This window comes from Fictibacillus solisalsi, from assembly GCF_900103485.1.
Lineage (GTDB): Bacteria > Bacillota > Bacilli > Bacillales > Fictibacillaceae > Fictibacillus_C > Fictibacillus_C solisalsi.
In genome coordinates, this window is record NZ_FNHW01000011.1 from 17395 (window position 1) to 33359 (window position 15965).

At 44.6% G+C, this 15965-nt stretch carries 14 protein-coding genes; 7 read left to right on the forward strand and 7 right to left on the reverse strand.

Going from position 1 to position 15965, the window contains the following annotated elements; genetic code table 11:
* Nucleotides 1–16: 16 nt before the first annotated feature.
* The 7 genes from mnmG to rpmH form a co-directional block, all read right to left on the reverse strand.
* A complete protein-coding gene (gene mnmG / locus BLT53_RS24205; protein WP_090239878.1) occupies nt 17–1903 on the reverse strand; it encodes a tRNA uridine-5-carboxymethylaminomethyl(34) synthesis enzyme MnmG in 1887 nt (628 codons plus the stop codon).
* Between the two features lie 15 nt (nt 1904–1918).
* Nucleotides 1919–3295: a tRNA uridine-5-carboxymethylaminomethyl(34) synthesis GTPase MnmE gene (gene mnmE, locus BLT53_RS24210; RefSeq protein WP_090239879.1), complete on the reverse strand. Its 1377-nt coding sequence runs from the start codon at nt 3293–3295 to the stop codon at nt 1919–1921.
* 236 nt (nt 3296–3531) lie between these two features.
* The gene (gene jag / locus BLT53_RS24215) at nt 3532–4152 is read right to left on the reverse strand and encodes an RNA-binding cell elongation regulator Jag/EloR (protein ID WP_090239882.1); all 621 of its coding nucleotides are present in this window, start codon (nt 4150–4152) and stop codon (nt 3532–3534) included.
* Nucleotides 4149–4922, reverse strand: coding sequence for a YidC family membrane integrase SpoIIIJ (gene spoIIIJ / locus BLT53_RS24220; protein ID WP_090239884.1), 774 nt, complete (start codon nt 4920–4922; stop codon nt 4149–4151). Before spoIIIJ ends, jag begins: the two co-directional genes overlap by 4 nt.
* A 34-nt stretch (nt 4923–4956) precedes the next feature.
* Nucleotides 4957–5181 carry a membrane protein insertion efficiency factor YidD gene (gene yidD, locus BLT53_RS24225; protein WP_090239888.1) on the reverse strand — a complete coding sequence of 75 codons (225 nt, stop codon included), beginning with the start codon at nt 5179–5181 and terminating at the stop codon, nt 4957–4959.
* Nucleotides 5178–5537 (reverse strand): ribonuclease P protein component, encoded by a 360-nt coding sequence (rnpA, locus tag BLT53_RS24230; RefSeq protein ID WP_090239890.1) that lies wholly within the window; start codon nt 5535–5537, stop codon nt 5178–5180. Before rnpA ends, yidD begins: the two co-directional genes overlap by 4 nt.
* A 141-nt stretch (nt 5538–5678) precedes the next feature.
* Nucleotides 5679–5813, reverse strand: a complete 135-nt coding sequence (rpmH, locus tag BLT53_RS24235; protein WP_007201576.1) for a 50S ribosomal protein L34 — start codon at nt 5811–5813, stop codon at nt 5679–5681.
* Nucleotides 5814–6569: 756 nt separating this feature from the next.
* Between rpmH and dnaA the strand changes: the two genes are divergently transcribed.
* The 7 genes from dnaA (at nt 6570) to gyrA (ending at nt 15654) form a co-directional block, all read left to right on the forward strand.
* Complete coding sequence (gene dnaA, locus BLT53_RS24240) at nt 6570–7922, forward strand: chromosomal replication initiator protein DnaA (protein WP_090239892.1); 1353 nt, start codon at nt 6570–6572, stop codon at nt 7920–7922.
* A 211-nt stretch (nt 7923–8133) separates the two neighbouring features.
* Entirely contained in the window at nt 8134–9276 is a 1143-nt protein-coding gene (gene dnaN, locus BLT53_RS24245) for a DNA polymerase III subunit beta (protein ID WP_090239895.1), read from the forward strand.
* 107 nt (nt 9277–9383) lie between these two features.
* Nucleotides 9384–9596: a S4 domain-containing protein YaaA gene (yaaA, locus tag BLT53_RS24250; protein ID WP_090239897.1), complete on the forward strand. Its 213-nt coding sequence runs from the start codon at nt 9384–9386 to the stop codon at nt 9594–9596.
* Between the two features lie 14 nt (nt 9597–9610).
* Nucleotides 9611–10732, forward strand: coding sequence for a DNA replication/repair protein RecF (gene recF, locus BLT53_RS24255; protein ID WP_090239899.1), 1122 nt, complete (start codon nt 9611–9613; stop codon nt 10730–10732).
* A gap of 8 nt (nt 10733–10740) precedes the next feature.
* Nucleotides 10741–11016 (forward strand): extracellular matrix regulator RemB, encoded by a 276-nt coding sequence (gene remB, locus BLT53_RS24260; RefSeq protein WP_090239904.1) that lies wholly within the window; start codon nt 10741–10743, stop codon nt 11014–11016.
* 53 nt (nt 11017–11069) lie between these two features.
* Complete coding sequence (gene gyrB / locus BLT53_RS24265; RefSeq protein WP_090239907.1) at nt 11070–12992, forward strand: DNA topoisomerase (ATP-hydrolyzing) subunit B; 1923 nt, start codon at nt 11070–11072, stop codon at nt 12990–12992.
* A gap of 103 nt (nt 12993–13095) precedes the next feature.
* On the forward strand, nt 13096–15654 hold the full coding sequence (gyrA, locus tag BLT53_RS24270; RefSeq protein ID WP_090239909.1) for a DNA gyrase subunit A: 2559 nt from the start codon (nt 13096–13098) through the stop codon (nt 15652–15654).
* The last annotated feature ends 311 nt before the right edge of the window (nt 15655–15965 follow it).

The window sequence follows — 15965 nt, forward strand, 5'->3', positions numbered from 1 at the left end:
TTCGTCCTCCAAACGCTTAATCTGCGGTTTTGGCCAGTTTCCCCTGCTCCAGGTAAACAAGCAAAATGGAAATGTCTGCAGGATTCACACCGGAAACCCGGGAAGCCTGGCCAACAGACAATGGACGGACTTCAAGCAATTTTTGCTTCGCTTCGGTTGCCAGTCCGTTAATGGCCATATAGTCCAGATTAACTGGCAGCTTTTTGTTTTCCATTTTTCTCATTCGTTCCACTTGTGCGAGCTGCTTGTCGATGTATCCGGCGTATTTCACCTGGATTTCCACCTGTTCGGCAATCACTTCGTCCACAGCCGGCTCGGCAGGATGAATTTGTGCCACCACATCATACGTGATTTCAGGCCGTTTTAATAGGGTGGCTGCTGTCATCGGTTCTTTAAGAGGTGAGCTTTTTGCCCCTGCAAGAATGTCCTGTACTTCAGGCGTGGGTTTGACGGTAACTTGCTCAAGGCGTTCGATCTCCTGCCGAACCTTATCTTTTTTCGCCAAAAACCGGTCGTACCGTTCTTGAGGAATCAGGCCGATTTCATAACCTTTTTCTGTTAGCCTTAAGTCCGCATTGTCATGGCGGAGAAGCAGACGGTATTCGGCACGTGAAGTAAGCAGGCGGTATGGCTCATTTGTCCCTTTTGTAATAAGATCGTCAATGAGTACACCAATATAGGCTTCGGATCTGTCCAGAATCAGAGGGTCTTTGCCCTTCACTTTCAACGCTGCGTTGATCCCCGCCATAACTCCTTGTCCGGCAGCTTCTTCATAGCCGCTCGTACCGTTTAGCTGTCCTGCAGTGAAGAGTCCCTCAACGAGCTTCGTTTCCAGGGATGGCCACAGCTGGGTTGGAACGATGGCATCATATTCAATCGCATAACCGGCACGCATCAGTTCGGCTTTCTCGAGGCCAGGAATGGTGGCAAGAATTTTTCGCTGCACATCTTCTGGCAAACTTGTAGAAAGACCTTGTACATAAACTTCTTCAGTATTTCTTCCTTCCGGCTCAAGGAAAATCTGGTGGCGCGGCTTATCGTTAAAACGAACCACTTTGTCTTCAATGGAAGGGCAGTACCGGGGTCCGGTTCCTTCGATCATTCCTGAATACATTGGAGAACGGTGAAGGTTTCCATTAATGAGCTCGTGTGTTTCAGGACTGGTATAGGTCAGCCAGCATGGAAGCTGGTCTGTAATATACTTCGTTGTTTCATATGAAAAAGCACGGGGTACCTCATCACCTGGTTGAATTTCTGTAACAGAATAATCAATGGTTTTGCTGTTGACGCGCGGAGGAGTACCTGTTTTAAAGCGGACCATCTGAAAACCAAGCTCCTGAAGATGGTAAGAAAGGTTTACCGATGGCTGCATGTTGTTTGGCCCGCTCTCGTAAGAAAGTTCACCAATGATGATTTTTCCTCTAAGGTAGGTACCTGTGGTCAGAACAACCGCAGAAGCGCGATATTCGGCTCCCGTTTTGGTGACCACACCTTTACAAACGCCATCTTCCATCAAAAGGCGTTCTACCATACCCTGTCTCAGTGTCAGGTGTTCTGTGTTTTCCATCGTCTTTTTCATTTCATTCTGATACAAGAACTTATCGGCCTGGGCTCTGAGCGCACGAACGGCAGGTCCCTTTCCGGTATTCAGCATACGCATTTGAATATGCGTTTTATCAATATTGCGAGCCATTTCCCCGCCGAGCGCATCGAGTTCGCGCACAACGATTCCTTTAGCAGGACCGCCGACAGACGGGTTGCATGGCATATAGGCAATGGTATCTAAGTTAAGGGTTAAACAAAGGGTTTCAGCACCCATTCTTGCAGAAGCAAGTGCGGCTTCAACCCCTGCGTGGCCCGCTCCAACGACAATCACGTCAAAACGGCCTGCATCATATCCCATTATTTCTTCCTCCTTTTATTTCCCTAAACAGAACTGGGAGAACAACTGGTCGATCAGACTCTCAGAAACGGTATCTCCAACAATCTCACCGAGAATTTCCCATGCTCGTGTAATATCAATCTGAACCATGTCAATTGGCAAACTCATTTCAATGCCATTTAACGCCTCATCGATATGGCGAATGGTCTGTTGCAAGAGCGCAATGTGTCTTGAATTCGAAACATAGGTAATGTCCTGTGCTTCAATGCCTCCCTGGAAAAACAACTGGGCAATCCCCTCTTCAAGGCGATCCACGCCTTCTTCATGCAGAAGGGAGGTCGTGATCACTGGATGAGATCCTGCCAGTTCCTTTACCCGGTTCATATCTATGTTTGGCTTTAGGTCTGTCTTATTGACGATAACGATAACATCAAGACCTTTTACGGCTTCAAAAAGGTTTTCATCCTCAGCGGAAAGAGGTTCATTGCTATTGATGACCAGCAAAATTAAATCCGATTCTTTCAGCACTTTCCTTGATTTTTCAACCCCGATCCGCTCGACGATGTCTTCGGTCTCCCGTATTCCAGCGGTATCTACGAGGCGAAGGGGAACACCCCTTACATTTACGTACTCCTCAATCACATCGCGGGTTGTGCCGGCAATTTCCGTAACAATTGCTTTATTTTCATGAACAAGCGCATTCATCAGAGACGATTTACCTACGTTCGGGCGTCCAATAATCGCGGTTGAAAGACCCTCGCGCAAAATTTTACCCTGTTGGGCCGTTATCAGGATTTTTTCCACTTCACCTTTTACAAAACCGAGCTTTTCATTTAGAAGCGCGTGTGTCATTTCTTCGGCATCATACTCAGGGTAATCGATGTTCACTTCCACATGGGCAATGGTTTCAAGCAGCGTCTGCCTTAATTTGCCCACCAGCTTGGAAAGCCGGCCTTCCATCTGATTTAATGCGACATTCATGGCCCTGTCCGTTTTGGCACGGATCAAGTCCATGACTGCTTCTGCCTGGGACAGGTCAATACGTCCATTTAAAAAGGCACGTTTTGTAAATTCACCCGGCTCGGCCAGCCTTGCTCCATGGTTTAGGACAAGCTGCAGCACCCGGTTTACCGAAACGATTCCACCGTGGCAGTTGATCTCAACTACATCTTCTCTTGTGAAGGTCCGCGGTCCTCTCATGACGGAAACCATGACCTCTTCTACGGCTTCTTCCGTTTTTGGCTCAATGAGTTTTCCGTAATGAATGGTATGTGATTCTGCATCCTGCAGCTTTATTTTTCCCTTATATATGGAATCGGCAATCGAGACCGCCTCGCTCCCACTTAACCTGACAATTGCAATAGCACCTTCTCCCATCGGTGTGGAGATCGCCGTAATTGTATCGTATTCCATCCTTCTCACCTCTTTTTGAAACCCAAAACTTACTGTATCTATCCTATTATTTCCGTTATTCTCGTTTCTAACTATCCACAGTGGATAACTTTGTCACAAATGAAGACATATTTATCCACAATACCTTTTAGTTTAACTCAATTCGACCGCAAAAGGCAATGAAAAAACCCGCCTCCCTTTGTAAAAATAAAGGATGGCGGGCAAATGCAGCGGGGCGATGCCCCATGCACACAACGTCAGTTTTTCGCGGGGCGGATGATGACCTTTCGGAACGGTTCTGCCCCTTCTGAAGATGTTTCGATTTTTTTATTGTTTCGAAGGGCCATATGTATGGCTTTTCGCTCGTTGGACGGCATCGGATCAAGGGCAACCCCTTTTCCTGTCGCCGCCACTCTCTGGGCAGTATGCATGGCCAGCCGTTCCAGCGATTCCCGGCGCCGCTCTCTGTAGTTTTCAGCATCGAGTATGATCCGGAGATAGTTGCTCGAGTGATTATTGGCTACGAGATTGGTCAAGTACTGCAGAGAGTTAAGGGTTTGTCCCCTTTTTCCAATCAGAATGGCGATTTTTTCACCTGAAAGCTCAAAAATCGTTTCTTCACGGTTTTCTTTAAGTGAAATGGTAACAGGCACACCCATTTTATCGGTGACTTCCTGTAAAAAAGCAACAGCGTTCTGGATCGGATCCGGCTTAATGGAAACCTCGATAAGCGCCGGCTTTCCGCCAAAACCCAAAAAACCCTTTTTCGATTCTTCAAGAACTTTTACTTCAACCTCTTCTTTGGAAGCCTGAAGTTCGGCCAGTGCTGCTGAAACTGCTTCTTCAACTGTTTTTCCCGTTACCTGGATCTGTTTCACTTTTTAGCTCCCCTATCCAATTGGTTTGTTTTCTTCCTGTTCGGGGCTGTAATAAAATATGTCTGTACAATCATGAACATGTTACCAATTACCCAGTAAAGCGATAATGCTGCCGGGAAGTTAATCGCAAAAACAACAATCATGACCGGCATGATGTAGAGCAGCATTTTCATCTGTGGATTAGGATTGTTTGTACCGCCCATCATAATCTTCTGCTGAAGGAAGGTCGTGATTCCGGCAATAATCGGCAAAGCATATATAGGATCTGGATTTCCAAGGTCAAACCATAAAAAGCTGTGGTTTTTGATTTCCTGAGTACGCATAATGGCATGATAGAAGCCTAGCAGGATTGGCATTTGGATTACCAAAGGCAGACAGCCCGCCAGCGGGTTTACCCCGTGGGACTGGAACAGCTGCATCGTTTCCTGCTGAAGTTTTTGCTGTGTAGTCGCATCTTTTGAACTGTATTTCTCCCGAAGCTTCTGCAATTCAGGCTGAATGTCCTGCATGGCTTTTGAGCTTCTTGTCTGTTTGATCATGAGCGGCAACAATGCAAGACGGATCAATATGGTAACAACCACAATGGACAGCCCGTAATTGTTCCCCATCATCTCGGCAAATTGAGTAATTACCCATGATAACGGATAAACAATATACTCATTCCAGACTCCGGTACTTTCTGGGGTAATTGGTTTGTTTACAGAACTACAGCCAGACAATAAAAGCATTAAACTGGCCAGAGCAAACGGTATTCCTAATTTCTTTCGCACTCCTCATCCTCCTTAAAGCATTGTTTCTATATTTTCAGCGTTTCTTCCTTTCGGGTACCGGATCGATCCCTCCCGGATGGAAAGGATGGCATTTTAAAATCCTCTTTAACGTCAGCCATGATCCTCTAATGGCACCAAATCGTTGAAGCGCTTCAATTCCATAATGCGAGCATGTGGGATAAAAACGGCAGGTCGGCGGAGTCAACGGTGATATAAACCGCTGGTAGAAACGGAAAATCAGGATGAAAAGCCGTTTCATTTACGCCTATCCTTTGACTGTCTGAACAAACCGGCACGCTGCAGCACATGCAGAAGGCTTTTTTCCATCTCAAAGTAATCCATGTCAGCTGTTGGATTCCGGGCAATAACGATATAATCCCTGTTGGATGCAATCTCCTCTTCGTGCTTCATAAATATTTCTTTCACTACCCGCTTGATTCGGTTTCGGGTTACAGCTTTTCCCACCCGCTTGCTTACTGACAAACCTAATCTTAAATGAGGCTGATCGTTTTTCTCCAGCGCATATATTACAAATTGGCGGTTGGCAGACGATTTTCCTCTTTTAAACACTTCCTGAAACTCTTCATTCTTTTTTAAGCGTTTCTGCTTTTCCATCCGGCAACAACTCCACCTGGATCTCAATACTTCTCAATTAGATTTCATACTTATCATTAACAGTATCGGCTACTTCTTTTTATTTAAACAATTATCAATTTTTCCTCTATATCAGAAAAAAGACCACTGATTGTCAGTGGCCTATGCAGATAATACTTTTCTTCCTTTTTGGCGGCGGCGAGCTAGAACTTTACGGCCGTTCTTTGTTGCCATACGCGCACGAAAACCATGTACTTTCTTACGTTTACGATTATTTGGTTGAAACGTTGGTTTCATTATATATTACACCTCCCTGAGGATATATCAAAAAGACAGTCTAAGTAAGTATAAGGATTATACCCTCTGTTTGTCAAGACTTCCTGGAATTTATTTAAGGAACAAGAAAATTACACTCCTGGAGGTCTTCCGCCGATCTTCATCCCTAATTTTTTTATTTCGACACGCTGTGGATAGTTTTTTCGACAGGATTTTCATTATCCACACCCTTTATCGACAAGTTTTACACAAAATCTTGTGCTGTGGACAACACATTTACACAAGTTGTAGGGGTTGTGGATAAGTGCGAGAAACTCATTGCATTCATGGGATATTTTTGATATGATTGTTGTGTTTTAACTCGTTGATAACTTCATGCGACAATATTTTTATCCACACACTGTGGATAAAGTTGTGGACATTTAAAATAATGTGTTTATAAGGTTGTCCACATCCTCTGAATGAAACGCCTTATACTGATTTTCTACTATATTAATAGATTGTGCACGTTTACTGTGAATAGAATATTTATGCGTACGTATACATACAGCTGTACAACGCTTATACATCATGGTGTATTCTCAGGAACTGTGCCCTCATCAAAACCTCAAGATCCATCTATTCAAAAGCTTTTTTATCATTTTGAACATCGCTTTCGATTTTCATTCGCTAAATTAGCCTTTGTCTAATCTTGAGGTTTGCTTTCGCTGGTCCAAAAAAAGAAGCATATTACATGGAATATCTTCGTTTATATAAATTACTTAGGAGGTACTGTTGGTGGAAAATATTAATGACCTATGGAACAAAGCATTGGCTGCCATGGAAAAAAAGGTCAGCAAACCCAGCTTTGAGACATGGTTAAAGTCCACAGCGGCGCACGCCTTGCAAAATGATACGCTCATCATTACAGCACCGAATGAGTTTGCCCGTGACTGGCTGGAATCCCGTTATTCCACCTTAATTTCCGAAACTCTTCAGGATGTGACAGGGGCTGCGCTGGATGTCAAATTCATTATTCCTCAAAATCAGATGGAGGAAGAAGTTGACTTTGAAAAAGTATTGAAAAAAACGCAAAAAGTGAACGTGGAACAGCAGGAGGAAGTTACCCAGAGCATGCTGAACCCAAAGTATACCTTTGACCGGTTCGTTATCGGATCGGGCAACCGGTTTGCCCATGCGGCATCTCTGGCTGTAGCAGAAGCACCGGCCAAAGCATACAATCCGCTCTTTATTTACGGAGGAGTCGGCCTGGGAAAGACCCACTTGATGCATGCGATCGGCCATTATGTGGTTGACCATAAACCGAATGCAAAGGTGGCTTATCTTTCATCTGAAAAGTTCACCAATGAATTCATCAACTCGATTCGTGACAATAAAACGGTCGAATTCAGAAATAAATTCAGAAGTGTCGACATTCTTCTTATCGATGATATTCAATTTCTTGCCGGAAAAGAACAAACCCAGGAAGAATTCTTCCATACATTTAACGCGCTTCACGAAGAAAGCAAGCAAATTGTCATTTCAAGTGACCGCCCTCCCAAGGAGATCCCGACGCTTGAAGACAGGCTCCGTTCCCGTTTCGAATGGGGATTGATCACGGACATCACGCCGCCTGATCTTGAAACAAGGATCGCCATACTGCGCAAGAAGGCAAAAGCGGAAGGCCTAGATATACCGAATGAAGTGATGCTTTACATTGCCAATCAAATCGATACCAATATTCGAGAATTGGAGGGGGCTTTGATCCGCGTGGTCGCTTACTCTTCACTCATTAATCAGGATATGAATGCAGATCTGGCAGCCGAGGCACTTAAGGATATTATTCCTTCCTCCAAGCCGCGCATGATTACCATTCATCACATCCAGGAGATTGTCGGGCGGCATTATAACATCAAACTTGAAGATTTTTCAGCGAAAAAAAGAACAAAATCAGTTGCATTCCCCCGCCAGATTGCCATGTATCTTGCACGGGAGCTAACCGATAATTCATTGCCCAAAATTGGAGAAGAATTTGGCGGAAGAGATCATACGACCGTACTTCATGCTCATGAGAAAATTTCGAACCTTATGGTTTCTGACCAGCAGCTTCAAAAAAGTATCAAAGAAATCCACGAACAGTTAAAATCGTAATACTGGCCAGTCTGTCTTTTTCCTGGGGATTTTGTGAATAACTTGTTCACTCTTATACACAGTCTGTCCACATGTGGATAGGCTGCCTTTCCTTGCATCTCACATACTTATCCACAGATTCACAGGCCCTACTATTACTACGACTGTTTTTTATTTAAAAAAATTAATAATATAACCGAATCCAATAAGTAAAATATTCAGGGGGATGATCATGAAATTTCAGATTAACCGAAGCCAGCTAATTGAAGGTGTACAGGATGTAATGAAGGCTGTTTCTTCGAGAACAACGATACCGATTTTGACGGGTATAAAAATGGTGGTTCACAGTGAAGGGATGACACTGACTGGAAGTGACTCCGATATTTCCATTGAACGCCTGATTCCCATGGAAGAGAATGGGGAAGTCAATCTTGAGGTCCAAAAACCAGGAAGCATTGTTCTTCAGGCACGATATTTTTCCGAAATCGTAAAAAAAATGCCGAATGATACCGTAGAAATTGAAGTAGGAGAGCGTTTTGAAACAAAACTCCGCTCTGGAGCTTCCGAATTCAGCCTTGTTGGTCTGGATCCTGAAGAATATCCACGCCTTCCGCAGATTGAAGAACAAAATGTGTTCAGTATCCAAGGAGATCTGCTTCGCCAAATTATCAGACAAACTGTCTTTGCGGTGTCCACGTCAGAAACACGTCCTATATTAACTGGTGTGAACATTAACCTTGAAGACAATGTTCTCAGCTGTGTAGCAACAGACAGCCACCGCCTTGCACAAAGGACGGCAAGAATTGAAAGCAATACAGAAGGACTTTCATTTCAAAACGTGGTGATTCCAGGAAAAAGCTTGAATGAATTGTCCAAAATTGTTGAGGAATCTGCAGAGCTTGTGCAAATTGTTGTTACAGACAATCAGGTTTTATTTAAAACAAAAAATACGTTATTCTTTTCAAGACTGCTTGACGGAAATTATCCGGATACAAGCAAATTGCTTCCAAGTGAGAGCAAAACGACGTTGGGTTTATCGACGAAAGAATTTCTTCAGGCCATTGATCGGGCGTCCCTTCTTGCCCGTGAAGGACGAAACAATGTGGTGAAACTTGCCACCATCGATAATCATACCGTTGAAATTTCATCTAATTCTCCAGAAATCGGTAAAGTGTACGAGCATGTCGTCACGGAATCCATGGAAGGAGAAGAACTCAAAATTTCCTTCAATGCGAAATATATGATTGATGCACTAAAAGCAATGGACTGTTCAGAGATTAAGGTCCTGTTCACGGGTGCGATGAGACCGTTCTTAATTACTCCGGTGGACAACGAAATCGTCAAACAGCTTATCCTGCCTGTCCGAACATATTAAAAATTCAAGCAAGACAACGATAAAAAAGCTGCTGGTTCTCCGGCAGCTTTTATGCCTTTCATAAAGGGTTGAAAATAGAGAATACTAGTCTGAAAAGGAGTGTTATGATGGAAACCGTGCAAATAACGACTGAATACATTACTCTGCAGCAGCTGCTTAAACATGTAGATGCCATCTCAAGCGGGGGAATGGTAAAATGGTATTTAGAAGAAAATGAAGTGCTGGTTAATGGTGAGCGGGAAAACCGCCGGGGAAGAAAGCTTTACGAGGGAGATAAAGTCTCTGTTCCTGAATTGGGCGAGATCACTGTATCCAGATAAATGGGGGTATCCCGTTGTATATTGAACAATTGGACATAAGAAATTACAGAAACTATTCATCCCAGCATCTTGATTTCGAAAACAAGGTCAATGTGTTTTTAGGTGAGAATGCTCAGGGGAAAACAAATGTGATGGAAGCCATCTATGTTCTGGCCATGGCAAAATCCCACAGAACCCCCCGTGATAAAGAATTAATCTACTGGGACGAAGAATATGCTAAAATAGAAGGACGGGTTCAAAAAAGGACCGGACCATTCAGTTTAAGCCTGGTCGTTTCACAAAAAGGCAAGAAAGCAAAAGTCAATGGACTGGAACAGCGGAGATTGACTGACTATATAGGGGCGTTAAATGTCGTCATGTTTGCACCTGAGGATTTGAATCTTGTCAAAGGGAGTCCCCAGGTGCGACGTCGTTTTATTGATATGGAGATCGGACAGGTTAATCCTGTCTATCTTCATTATTTATCGCAATACCAAAAGGTTCTGGCCCAGCGCAATTCACTTTTGCGGGACATGCAGCGCAGCCGATCCAAAGAAAATACGGTCATGCTTGATATTTTGACAGAACAACTGATACAGGCGGCGGCACGGGTAACGGAAAAGCGGGTGAGTTACATGAAACTCCTCCAAAACTGGGCCGATCCCATACACCACGGCATCTCCAGAGGGCTGGAACGTCTGGAAGTGATATATAAACCGACTGTAGAGGTATGTGAAGAGCAAGAATTGTCGAAAATGATAGAAGCATATGAAGAAAAGTTTGTTAAAATAAAAGATAGAGAAATAGAACGCGGCACCTCTTTGTTCGGCCCGCACCGCGATGATCTGCTCTTTCATGTGAATGGGAAAGATGTACAGACGTTCGGTTCACAGGGCCAACAGAGAACTACGGCGCTGTCGGTCAAATTAGCAGAGATTGATCTTATTCATTCAGAAGTCGGAGAGTATCCGCTGCTCCTGCTGGATGATGTATTATCAGAACTTGATGACTACCGGCAATCTCATTTGCTAAATACCATACAAGGCAAAGTACAAACCTTTGTCACCACAACAAGCGTGGAAGGCATACACCATGAAACGCTCGATAAAGCAGCAACGTACCATGTTGAAACAGGTGCAATTGAACGGATAAGGTGAGGTGGACTATGTTATTGCATATTGGCGAGGAAGCGGTTATTCAGCAAAAGGAAATTGTGGCTATTCTGGATTACCGTGCGCTTGAGAGCTCGGAATTAATGAGTGCCTTTTTAAGACAGCATAAAGAAAAAAAAAGCATGGTGAACTTATGCCATACCAACCATCATCCCAAATCCGTCATCATTACAAAAGAACATGTCTATATCTCCCCTCTATCCTCAATCACGCTAAAAAAGCGGGCAGGAGAACGGATTGATTTTGCCCATAGCTGGTACGTCAAGTAAGACAGGAAAAAGTTTGAAATTGTTCCCGAAACCGAAATGTAGGTGAAGAAAAAATGAGTACTGATCAACAATTAGAACAGCATTATGATGAAAGTGATATTCAGGTATTAGAAGGACTGGAAGCTGTCCGCAAACGCCCGGGTATGTATATCGGCTCCACCAATGTGAAAGGACTGCACCATCTCGTATGGGAAATTGTCGATAACTCCATTGATGAAGCGCTTGCCGGCTACTGTGACGAGATTACAGTAACGGTTGAAAAGGACAACAGCATCACTGTAACCGATAACGGACGGGGAATTCCGGTCGGGATCCAGGAAAAGATGGGCCGTCCGGCCGTAGAGGTTATTATGACGGTTCTTCATGCCGGTGGTAAATTTGGCGGTGGAGGATACAAAGTATCCGGAGGCCTGCACGGGGTTGGTGCTTCCGTTGTAAACGCTTTGTCCAGTGAAATGGATGTTACGGTTTACCGTGATGGAAAGATCCATTACCAGCAATATCATAGAGGGGTTCCAGCCGCTGATCTTAAAGTGATTGGCGAAACCGAAGAAAGAGGTACAAAAATTCATTTTGTGCCGGATAAAGAAATCTTCTCTGAGACGACTGAGTATGATTTTGCGACCCTGTCCCAGAGGATCAGGGAACTGGCGTATCTGAACCGCGGCATTAAAATCGTCGCCACCGACAAACGTGAAGAAGAACCTGTTGTACAGGAATACCACTATGAAGGCGGAATCAAGTCCTACGTTGAGCACATCAACCGCTCACGTGAAGCGATTCATGAGCCGATCTTCATTGAAGGCGAGAAAGAAGGCATTTCCCTTGAGATTGCCTTGCAGTATAACGACAGCTATACAAGCAACATTTATTCGTTTGCCAACAATATCAATACACACGAGGGCGGTACGCATGAATCCGGTTTTAAAACGGCCCTGACCCGTGTGATTAACGATTATGGCCGCCGGAACAATATGTTCAAAGACAGTGATACAAACCTTTCCGGTGACGACGTACGTGAAGGATTGACGGCGATCATCTCCATCAAGCATCCGGATCCGCAGTTTGAGGGTCAAACGAAAACAAAGCTCGGCAACTCTGAAGCAAGAACGATTACCGAGTCACTATTTTCTGAACAGTTTTCCACCTTTATGCTGGAGAATCCAGATGTGGCACGTAAAGTTGTAGATAAAGGCATGATGGCGCTCCGTGCCCGTGTGGCCGCCAAAAAAGCGCGTGAATTAACCCGAAGAAAAAGTGCGCTGGAGGTTTCTTCTCTTCCAGGAAAGCTTGCCGATTGCTCATCCAAGGATGCCAGCATCTCCGAGCTGTACATCGTTGAGGGTGACTCAGCGGGCGGATCGGCCAAACAGGGACGTGACCGTCACTTCCAGGCTATTTTGCCATTGCGGGGTAAAATCATTAACGTAGAGAAAGCACGGCTGGATAAAATTCTCTCAAACAACGAGATCCGCGCCATCATTACTGCACTTGGCACCGGGATCGGGGAAGACTTTGACATATCCAAAGCCCGTTACCATAAAGTCATCATCATGACGGACGCCGACGTCGACGGCGCGCACATCCGCACACTGCTTCTGACGTTCTTCTATCGTTACATGCGGCCGATCGTGGAAAATGGCTATGTCTATATTGCCCAGCCGCCTTTATACAAAGTGCAGCAGGGAAAACGGATCGAATATGCTTATAATGATAAAGAAATGGAAAGAATTATGGGTGAGCTTCCGCAGAATCCGAAACCTGGCGTACAGCGTTATAAAGGTCTCGGGGAAATGAATCCTACACAGTTATGGGAAACCACGATGGATCCGGATACGCGGACATTGCTGCAGGTTGAATTGAAGGATGCAATTGAAGCGGATGAAACCTTTGATATTTTGATGGGGGACAAGGTTGAACCCCGCCGCGATTTCATTCAGGAAAACGCCCATTATGTAAAAAACTTGGATATTTAACAACAGTGGAAACAGGGGGCACCCTGTTTCTCTTACGGTTTTTATAGATCTTTATTTTCAGTGAAAAGTTATTGGAACATGCAGTAAATGGAGGTTAGAATCAATGTCTGAAGCAGATCAATCCCGGGTGAAGGAAATAAATATCAGCTCGGAAATGCGTACTTCTTTTATGGATTATGCTATGAGTGTCATCGTCAGCCGTGCTCTTCCGGATGTCCGGGATGGCCTGAAGCCAGTTCACCGGCGTATTCTTTATGCCATGAACGACCTGGGCATGACCGCTGACAAAGCGTACAAGAAGTCAGCGCGTATCGTCGGAGAAGTAATCGGTAAGTATCACCCGCACGGCGACTCTGCCGTGTATGAAACCATGGTCCGTATGGCTCAGGATTTCAACTACCGCCATATGCTGGTTGATGGTCATGGTAACTTTGGATCCGTCGACGGCGATGCCGCGGCGGCCATGCGTTATACTGAAGCAAGAATGTCCAAGATTGCCATGGAGATTGTCCGTGACATCAATAAAGACACCATTGATTACAAGGATAACTATGACGGATCGGAAAAAGAGCCTGTCGTTATGCCTTCCCGCTTTCCAAACCTTCTTGTTAACGGTACATCGGGGATTGCAGTCGGTATGGCAACAAACATCCCTCCTCATCACCTTGGGGAAGTCATTGATGGTGTACTTGAGCTGAGTAAAAATCCTGACATCTCGATTCCAGAGCTAATGGAAATTATTCCTGGTCCGGATTTCCCGACAGCAGGTGAGATCCTTGGACGTGAAGGAATCAGAAAGGCCTACCAGACAGGAAGAGGCTCCATCATTATTCGTGCAAAAGCGGAAATTGAAGAACAAGCCAATGGCAAAAGCTTCATTATTGTCAGTGAAATTCCTTATCAGGTAAACAAAGCCCGTCTGGTAGAAAAAATTGCAGAATTGGTGCGGGATAAAAAGGTCGACGGCATTACGGATCTTCGTGATGAATCCGACCGTAACGGAATGAGAATCGTCATTGAAGTCCGCCGTGACGCCAATGCCAATGTGCTGTTAAATAATCTGTACAAGCATACGGCACTGCAAACGAGCTTCGGAATCAACATGCTTGCTCTTGTCGATGGACAGCCAAAAGTTCTTAATCTGAAGGAATGTCTGCATTATTATTTGAAACATCAGCAGGTCATTATACGCAGAAGAACCGAATTTGAATTACGCAAGGCTGAAGCCCGGGCTCATATCCTCGAAGGCCTGCGTATTGCGCTTGATCATCTGGATGAAGTCATTGCGTTGATTCGCGGATCAAGAACAACGGAGATTGCGCGTGAAGGTTTGATGGAAAGATTTGGTCTGAGCTTTGAACAAGCCCAGGCTATACTTGAAATGCGTCTGCAGCGTCTGACAGGTCTGGAACGCGATAAAATTGAAAATGAATATAATGAACTTGTTGCTTTAATTACCGAACTCCGCGCCATCCTGGCAGACGAGGAAAAAATCCTGGAAATCATCCGTGAAGAGCTCACCGAAGTCAAAGAGCGTTTTGCGGATGAGCGCCGAACCAACATTACGGTTGGCTTTGATATGATCGAGGATGAAGATTTAATTCCAAGAACAAACGTAGTTATTACCCTGACCAACAATGGCTACATCAAACGTCTTCCGATCTCAACGTACCGTTCACAGCGCCGGGGAGGAAGAGGCATCCAGGGTATGGGCACAGGGGATGAAGATTTCGTGGAACACCTGTTCACCACAAATTCCCATAACACGATCTTGTTTTTCACCAACAAAGGGAAGGTATATCGTCTTAAAGGATACGAAATCCCTGAGATGAGCAGAACGGCAAAAGGAATTCCAATCATCAACATGCTTCAGGTGGAACGCGGGGAAACCATTTCCGCCGTTATTCCAGTGGAAGAATTTGAAGATGATTGGTATCTCAACTTCATGACCCGTCACGGAATTACCAAGCGTTCACCACTATCCCAATTTGCCAATATACGCAAAGGCGGTTTGTTTGCCATTACCTTGCGCGATGAGGACGAATTGATGGGCGTCAAACTGACCGATGGCAAGAAGGACATCATCGTCGGAACCAGCAAAGGAATGGCCATCCGTTATAAGGAGGATGATGTGAGGTCCATGGGCCGTACAGCTGCCGGGGTAAAAGCGGTAACCCTAGGTGAAGACGATTATGTAGTTGGCATGGAAGCTCTGGATGAAGGACATGATGTTCTTATTGTCACGGAAAAAGGCTACGGCAAACGTACGCCAATGGAAGAATACCGATTGCAGTCCCGCGGCGGTAAAGGAATTAAAACATCCAACATTACCGAAAGAAATGGCGATATCATTGCCCTCAAAACCGTTACAAGTGATCAGGATCTGATGATCATTACGGCAGATGGCATACTTATCCGCATGAATGTGGAAGGCATTTCTTCCATGGGCCGAAATACGCAAGGGGTGAAGCTGATCTCCATGCAAGAAGGCAACCACGTGGCTACGGTAGCCGTGGTCGATAAAGAAGAAGAAATGGATGAAGCCATTGATGAGGCCATCGAAGAAACAATGGAAACGGACGCTGATGAACCGGAAGTAAAAGTGGAAACAAACGAAACTGAGGTACATGACGAAGACGGCGATACCGATCCAGAAGAATAAAACAATACAGTAAAAGAGCTGTTAAAAGTGGAATCACTTTTAACAGCTCTTTTCTTTAAAATTCAAGTCTTTTTATAAAAACATAATTTTTTTATGAAAAACACTTGCATTGCATATAATAAGGTGGTATATTTATTTAGCTTCTTGTTAAGCCTGTTCGGCAGGCGAATCTCTGGAAAAACTTTTTAGAGAAAATGGTTGACTTAATAGATACTAATATGGTATTCTAATAAAGTCGCCAAAACGAGCGGCAGAAACAAAATGTTCTTTGAAAACCAAACAAAAGCCAGGTAAGTCAGGGATTTTACAAT

What these genes read in the sequence shown, in the direction of transcription:
- rnpA (WP_090239890.1), bottom strand. Translation starts at nt 5,537, where the DNA reads ATGGAAAAGCAGAAACGCTTAAAAAAGAATGAAGAGTTTCAGGAAGTG.
- gyrA (WP_090239909.1), top strand. Translation starts at nt 13,096, where the DNA reads ATGTCTGAAGCAGATCAATCCCGGGTGAAGGAAATAAATATCAGCTCG.
- yaaA (WP_090239897.1), top strand. Translation starts at nt 9,384, where the DNA reads ATGGAAACCGTGCAAATAACGACTGAATACATTACTCTGCAGCAGCTG.
- mnmE (WP_090239879.1), bottom strand. Translation starts at nt 3,295, where the DNA reads ATGGAATACGATACAATTACGGCGATCTCCACACCGATGGGAGAAGGT.
- dnaN (WP_090239895.1), top strand. Translation starts at nt 8,134, where the DNA reads ATGAAATTTCAGATTAACCGAAGCCAGCTAATTGAAGGTGTACAGGAT.
- remB (WP_090239904.1), top strand. Translation starts at nt 10,741, where the DNA reads ATGTTATTGCATATTGGCGAGGAAGCGGTTATTCAGCAAAAGGAAATT.
- rpmH (WP_007201576.1), bottom strand. Translation starts at nt 5,813, where the DNA reads ATGAAACCAACGTTTCAACCAAATAATCGTAAACGTAAGAAAGTACAT.
- gyrB (WP_090239907.1), top strand. Translation starts at nt 11,070, where the DNA reads ATGAGTACTGATCAACAATTAGAACAGCATTATGATGAAAGTGATATT.
- yidD (WP_090239888.1), bottom strand. Translation starts at nt 5,181, where the DNA reads ATGAAACGGCTTTTCATCCTGATTTTCCGTTTCTACCAGCGGTTTATA.
- mnmG (WP_090239878.1), bottom strand. Translation starts at nt 1,903, where the DNA reads ATGGGATATGATGCAGGCCGTTTTGACGTGATTGTCGTTGGAGCGGGC.